This is a genomic window from Streptomyces cyaneofuscatus, assembly GCF_000718135.1.
GTDB classification, from domain to species: domain Bacteria; phylum Actinomycetota; class Actinomycetes; order Streptomycetales; family Streptomycetaceae; genus Streptomyces; species Streptomyces cyaneofuscatus.
The window spans coordinates 1-5,658 of record NZ_JOEM01000044.1; the positions used below are offsets into that span (position 1 = coordinate 1).

At 72.3% G+C, this 5,658-nt stretch carries 6 protein-coding genes; 1 reads left to right on the plus strand and 5 read right to left on the minus strand.

The genetic code is table 11. From position 1 onward, the window contains the following. Nucleotides 1-121: 121 nt before the first annotated feature. The 4 genes from IF17_RS0135565 to IF17_RS0135580 are packed head-to-tail and all read right to left on the minus strand — an operon-like array spanning nt 122 to nt 3,974. Nucleotides 122-796 (minus strand): response regulator, encoded by a 675-nt coding sequence (locus IF17_RS0135565; protein WP_030575305.1) that lies wholly within the window; start codon nt 794-796, stop codon nt 122-124. Continuing rightward, entirely contained in the window at nt 793-2,157 is a 1,365-nt protein-coding gene (locus IF17_RS0135570; RefSeq protein ID WP_030575307.1) for a sensor histidine kinase, read from the minus strand. Before IF17_RS0135570 ends, IF17_RS0135565 begins: the two co-directional genes overlap by 4 nt. 3 nt (nt 2,158-2,160) lie before the next feature. Continuing rightward, nucleotides 2,161-2,997, minus strand: coding sequence for an ABC transporter permease (locus IF17_RS0135575; RefSeq protein WP_030575309.1), 837 nt, complete (start codon nt 2,995-2,997; stop codon nt 2,161-2,163). Further along, the gene (locus IF17_RS0135580; RefSeq protein WP_030575311.1) at nt 2,994-3,974 is read right to left on the minus strand and encodes an ABC transporter ATP-binding protein; all 981 of its coding nucleotides are present in this window, start codon (nt 3,972-3,974) and stop codon (nt 2,994-2,996) included. The genes IF17_RS0135575 and IF17_RS0135580 overlap by 4 nt, the downstream gene beginning before the upstream one ends. Nucleotides 3,975-4,127: 153 nt before the next feature. Here IF17_RS0135580 and IF17_RS0135585 point away from each other — a divergent pair, with 153 nt between their 5' ends. Next, the gene (locus IF17_RS0135585) at nt 4,128-4,697 is read left to right on the plus strand and encodes a GNAT family N-acetyltransferase (protein WP_030575313.1); all 570 of its coding nucleotides are present in this window, start codon (nt 4,128-4,130) and stop codon (nt 4,695-4,697) included. 24 nt (nt 4,698-4,721) lie between these two features. On the opposite strand, the gene IF17_RS0135590 is transcribed toward IF17_RS0135585, so the two are convergent. Next, nucleotides 4,722-5,658 (minus strand): type IV secretory system conjugative DNA transfer family protein (locus IF17_RS0135590; protein ID WP_032773104.1); only part of this gene is annotated, 937 nt, incomplete at its 5' end.

The following is a 5,658-nucleotide window of genomic DNA, read 5'->3' on the forward strand; positions in this document are numbered from 1 at the left end:
ACCCTGTGGGAGAGTAGGACGCCGCCGAACAATTTTTCCGGGAAAGCCCCGCACCGTATGGTGCGGGGCTTTTCTGCGTTCCGGGCCCAGGCGACCGGAACCATAGGACATCGCGTGGCTTTCAGGCGGGCGTCACCAGGCGGCTGTCGTAGGCCAGGATGACCGCTTGCACCCGGTCTCTGGAACCCGTTTTGGCGAGGATGCGCGTGACGTGCGTCTTCACGGTGGACTCGGCGAGGTGGAAGCGAGCGGCGATCTCCGTGTTGGACCAGCCCTGGCCGATCACCGTCAGGATTTCCCGTTCCCGGTCGGTCAGAGCGGCGATGCGGGGGTCGGACGGAGCCGCGGGGGCGCCGCCGTCAGGTGCGGTCGGCAGGTGGTGGGCGTAGGCGTCCAGGAGGCGGCGGGTCAGGGAGGGGGCGACCACGGCGTCGCCGGCGGCGACCGCCCGGATGCCGGAGAGGAGCTCCTCCGGCAGGGCGTCCTTGACCAGGAAGCCGCTGGCTCCGGCGCGGAGGCCGTCGTACGCGTACGCGTCGAGGTCGAACGTCGTGACGATGAGGATCCGGGTGCGGGAGCCCGACCTGATGATGCGGCGGGTCGCCTCGATCCCGTCCAGGCCGGGCATCCGGATGTCCATCAGGGCGACGTCCGGCTGGTGGCGGGCGATCAGGTTGACGGCCTCGGTGCCGTTGCCCGCCTCGCCGACGACCGTCATGTCGTCCTGGCTCTCCAGCAGCATGCGGAAGCCGAAGCGCTGCATCGGCTGGTCGTCGGCGATGAGTACGGTCGTCACTGGGGGTGGTCCTCCAGGGGGAGGCGGAGGTGTATGTGCCAGCCGCCGTGGGCCGGCAGGGGCCCGGCTTGGATCGTGCCGTTGTAGAGCGCCGCGCGCTCCCGCATGCCCATGATGCCCTGGGCTGGTGTGGGGGTGGGGGTGTCTTGTGCGTCCGGGGCTGCGCCGGTGCCCGTTCCTGTGTCTGTGATGCGGGCGTCGACGTGTGTGGGTGTGTAGGTGAGGGTCACCGTCGCGGAGAGGGGCGCGTCGGTGGGTGGGGACGCGTGTTTGAGGGTGTTGGTGAGGGACTCCTGGACCACCCGGTAGACGGTGAGTTGGCGACCTGGGGTGAGGGGGGTGGGGTGGCCGGGTTCGCCGTGGGACTCCAGGTGTACGGGGAGGCCTGCGCGGCGTACGCGTTCGATGAGGGGGGTCAGGTCGTCGAGGGTCGGCTGCGGGGCGCGGTCCGCGTCGCGGTGGTCGTCGCGCAGGACGCCCAGGAGGCGGCGGAGTTCGGAGAGAGCTTCTCTGCTGGTGGTGCCGATCGCGTCCAGGGCCTGGGTGGCGCGCTCCGGGCTCTTGGCGGCCGCGTACGCCCCGCCGTCCGCCAGGCCCGTGATGACGGACAGGTTGTGGCCGATGATGTCGTGCATCTCCCGGGCGATACGGGTGCGTTCGGCGGCTGCGGCGAGGCGGGCCTGCTGGTCCCGTTCGTGTTCCAGCCGGTGGGCGCGTTCGACGAGGGCCTCGGTGTAGTCGCGGCGGGTGCGTACCGCGATGCCCAGGAGGGCGACGAAGACGAACCCCCAGAGGTATGAGACCAGTTGCTGGTCCCACATATCCGGGATGCGGGCCGCGCCGGCCGCGACCGGGGCGCAGAGGACGAGCCCGGCGGCCGCGAGCCTGCGGAGGGGGAGGCGCAACGCGATCTGGAAGGCCGGGATCAGCTGGAGGAGGGCGGCCTGCACGACCGCTCCGGTCCAGACGTTGACCAGGGACACCGGCGCCATCAGCAGGAGTACGGCCATGGGGTGTCTGCGGCGCAGCACGAGCGGGAGCGAGAAGCACAGGCTCATCAGGAGCACCAGGGACTCGGGTGCCGTCACATCGCGGGCGACCGTTCGCCAGCCGCCGGAGGTGTAGTCGAGGACGGCCGCCACGGTCCAGAACGCGGTCACCGCCGTGTCCCAGACCAGTGGCCGGCGCCGGTCGTAGGCGCGGAGGCGGTCCAGGCCGCTGCGGATGGCCCGGGTGAGCGGGGCAGGGCTTGTGCCTGAGCCTGTGGCCGCGCCTGCTGGGGGCCTGGCATCGGTGGTGGCGAGATCCGTCACCTGTTCATTCTCCCTGCGGGGGTCCGGGAGGGAAGGGCGGTCAGGCATCGGTCAGGCGTCTCGGTGGCGCAGGGACAGGGCGGCCGCCGCCAGTGTCGCCGCCGCCCACAGGCACAAGGCCAGCAGGGCCGGACCGGGTGCGGCCGTGCCCGGGATCGGTGTGGCGGAGCCGAGAGCTCCGGCCGCCTGGGTGGGGAAGTAGGTGAGGGCGCGCTCGACGGTCTCGTACGGGAGCATCCCGAGCACCTCGGGGAGGATCATCACCCCGCCGATGAACGCGCCGATCGCGCCCGGTACGGAGCGGAGCAGCGAGCCCAGGCCGAGGGCGATCAGGCTGAGGAGGGTGATGCCGACGGCGTTGCCGGCCAGGGCCCGCAGGACGCCGGGGTCGGTGAGCGAGGCTGCCTGGTCGGTGTCGTGGAGGAAGAGCTGGGCCGCGGCGAAGGTGGTCAGGGCGGTCGTGGACATCACCGTGAGGACGGTGGCGCTGAAGACCGCCGCCTTCGCCCACAGCACGGGGAGCCGGGTGGGGACGGCGGTGAGCGAGGAGCGGATCATGCCGGTGGCGTACTCGCCGGCCGTGACCAGGATGCCCAGGACGATGACGCAGAGCTGGCCGAGCAGGCTGCCGTACAGGGTCAGGACGACGACGTCGACGTCGGAGTCCCCGCCGCCGGAGGTGTACGTGCCGCCCATGATCAGGCCGACTCCCAGGACCAGCGCGGCCGCTGTCGTCAGGGTGATCCAGGTGGAGCGCAGGGAGCGGAGCTTGTGCCACTCGGAGCGCAGGATGCGGGTCGGGGTGATGCGGTACGGCGTGCTGGGGAGGCGGTACGGGGGTGCTTGGTGCGTAGGAGTGGTGGCGGCGGGCGGTGTCGTCGTGTTCATGCTGCGGCTCCGGTGAGGTGGGCGGGGGGCGTGGTGGCCGGCGGCTGCGACCGGTGGTCGGCCGCGTCCTGGGTGAGGTCCATGAAGGCCTGCTCCAACGAGACCGTCTGCGGGGTGAGTTCGTGGAGGGTGATTCCGTGCGCGGCGGCGACGGCGCCGATGTGGGCCGACTCCGTTCCTCGGACGCGGAGCTCATGGAGAGGGGCGGTGCGGGCCGCGGTGGCGGTGGTGGTGGCGGCCGTGGTGATCTCCACGCCTGGTGCCGCCAAGTGAGTCCGCAGATCATCCGGTTGTGGGGTGACGACCTTCACGGACGCGCCGCCCGCCTGGCGGACCAGCTCGTCGACCGTCGTGTCGGCGAGGAGGCGGCCCCGGCCGATGACGATCAAGTGGTCGGCGGTGAGGGCCATTTCGCTCATCAGGTGGGAGGAGACGAGGACCGTACGGCCTTCGGCGGCCAGTGACCTGAGCAGGGTGCGGATCCAGAGCACGCCCTCCGGGTCGAGGCCGTTGACCGGTTCGTCCAGGATGACGGTGGCCGGGTCGCCGAGCAGTGCGGCGGCGATGCCGAGCCGTTGGCCCATGCCGAGGGAGAAGCCCTTGACCCTTCGGTGGGCGGCATCGGTCAGACCGGCGAGGGCGATGACCTCCTCGACGCGGGCGCGCGGGATGCCGTGGGTGTGGGCCAGGGCGATGAGGTGGCTGCGGGCGGACCGGCCCGGGTGCACGGAGCGGGCCTCCAGCAGGGCGCCGACCTGGGTGAGGGGCGCGCGGTGGGCGGCGTAGGCGCGTCCGCCGGTCGTGGACCGGCCGCGGGTCGGCGTATCGAGGCCGAGCAGCATGCGCATCGTGGTGGACTTCCCGGCGCCGTTGGGGCCGAGGAAGCCGGTGACCGTACCGGGGTGGACGGTGAAGTCGAGGTCCTGGACGACGGTTCGGTCGCCGTACCGCTTGGTGAGTCCGTATGCCTTGATCATGCGGTCGACGCTACGGAGCGGGCCCGGGGGCGGTCGTCCGACCGGGGGTGGGAGGTGGGCAGGGGTGTAGTACCGGGGTACGACGGGGCAGCGGGCTGCGGCTCGTCCTTTAGTCGGTTGAGCGGTGTGTGGGCGGAGGGTGAGGATCGGGCCATGGACTATGTGATGCGTTCCGTACGGGCCGAGGAATGGCCGCTGGCCAGGCAGCTGCGGCTGGATGCTTTGCAGGATCCCGCGGCCCCCGTGGCGTTCCTGGACTCGTACGAGGCGGCGGTGGCGCGGCCGGATGCCTTCTGGCAGGACCGTACGGCTGCCGCCGCCGAGGGCGGGGACGTACGGCAGTTCGTCGCGGAGTCGCCCGAGGGGGAGTGGGTGGGCACGGTCACTGTGCTGATCGAGCGCCCGGAGGACGACGTGCGCTTCGGGGAGCCCGCCGGGGTGAACCAGGGGCACCTGGTCGGTGTCTTCGTCCGGCCGGAGGTGCGGGGGGCCGGGGTGACGGACGCGTTGTTCCGGGTGGCCGTCGACTGGGCCTGGTCGCTGTCCGCGCCCCGGCTGGAGCGGGTGCGCCTGTATGTGCACGAGAACAACCCGCGGGCCGCGGCGTTCTACCGGCGGTTCGGGTTCGTACCGTCGGGGCAGCGGATGCCGGTCCCGGGGCAGGGGCCGGGGACGGGTGAACGGCGTGAGTGGGAGCTGGAGTACGTGATCGAGCGGGGGTAGGGGGCGGGGGCCGTTCCTGTTCGGTCAGACGGCGCCCGGGGCCGGGGCGTGCAGGTGTTGCTGCCAGCGGGCCCGGCCCTGTTCGCGGGAGCGCAGCAGGGCGATCGCGGGCAGGCCCAGGTCCTGGCCCCTCGCCAGCAGTTCGGGGAGCTGGGGGAGCGGGGCCACGGCGGCCACGTCGTCCAGGACCAGCGTCATTGGTGGGTCGAGCCGACCGTCGGATGACCGTGCGGCCATGCGGCGGCCGTGCTCGACCACGTGTGAGGCGAGCGCGGTGAGGAGGGGCATCGCGCCGGGGCGGGTACGGGGATCCTCGATGGGTTCACCGACCACATAGAGCGTTCCCCCCTCGCGGGCAAAAGATTCCAGCGCGGCCGCATCCGATCGGTTGGCCGTGCAGGCCTCGCGGATGTGCACCGATGAGAGGGCCGAGAAGGCCCGTACGTTCAACTCCTGCGCCACGTCCCGCCGTTCCGGGTACCCCGTGAGCGCGGACTCCAGCAGCCCGGCGAGACCGGATGCGGCCTTGGGATGCGTACGGAGGAGGCGTACGGGTTCGTGGGCGGATGCCCCCGAGGCCCAGCGGGCGACCTGGCGGAACGGGCGGCCGTCCACCGCCGCGGCGTGCAGCCAGCACTGGAGGAGGGTCTGCGCGGTGTCGGCCACCGCCGCGTCGATCCTGGCCTGCGGGCGGACCGGGGCGAGGAGGGCGGCGGCGCGTACGGCGGCGGTGTCGGGGTCCTCGCAGTCGGCGGTGGGCGGCCAGTGGAGGCGGGCCGGGGTGTCGCAGAGGTGGCCGGGGTCGTAGACGAGGACCGGGCCGAGCTTGGCGCGGGCGTCCTTCGTCTCGGCCCAGACCGTGGGGTCCGAGGTGACGACCAGGGCGGGGCCCTCGGCGTTTTGGATGGCCTGGACGACAGTGGGGCGCCGGTCGCGGGCGGGGGCATAGACGAGGAGGGGG

Excerpts from the sequence above, each read along its gene's own strand:
- IF17_RS0135575 (WP_030575309.1), bottom strand. The coding sequence starts at position 2,997 with ATGAACACGACGACACCGCCCGCCGCCACCACTCCTACGCACCAAGCA.
- IF17_RS0135585 (WP_030575313.1), top strand. The coding sequence starts at position 4,128 with ATGGACTATGTGATGCGTTCCGTACGGGCCGAGGAATGGCCGCTGGCC.
- IF17_RS0135580 (WP_030575311.1), bottom strand. The coding sequence starts at position 3,974 with ATGATCAAGGCATACGGACTCACCAAGCGGTACGGCGACCGAACCGTC.
- IF17_RS0135570 (WP_030575307.1), bottom strand. The coding sequence starts at position 2,157 with ATGCCTGACCGCCCTTCCCTCCCGGACCCCCGCAGGGAGAATGAACAG.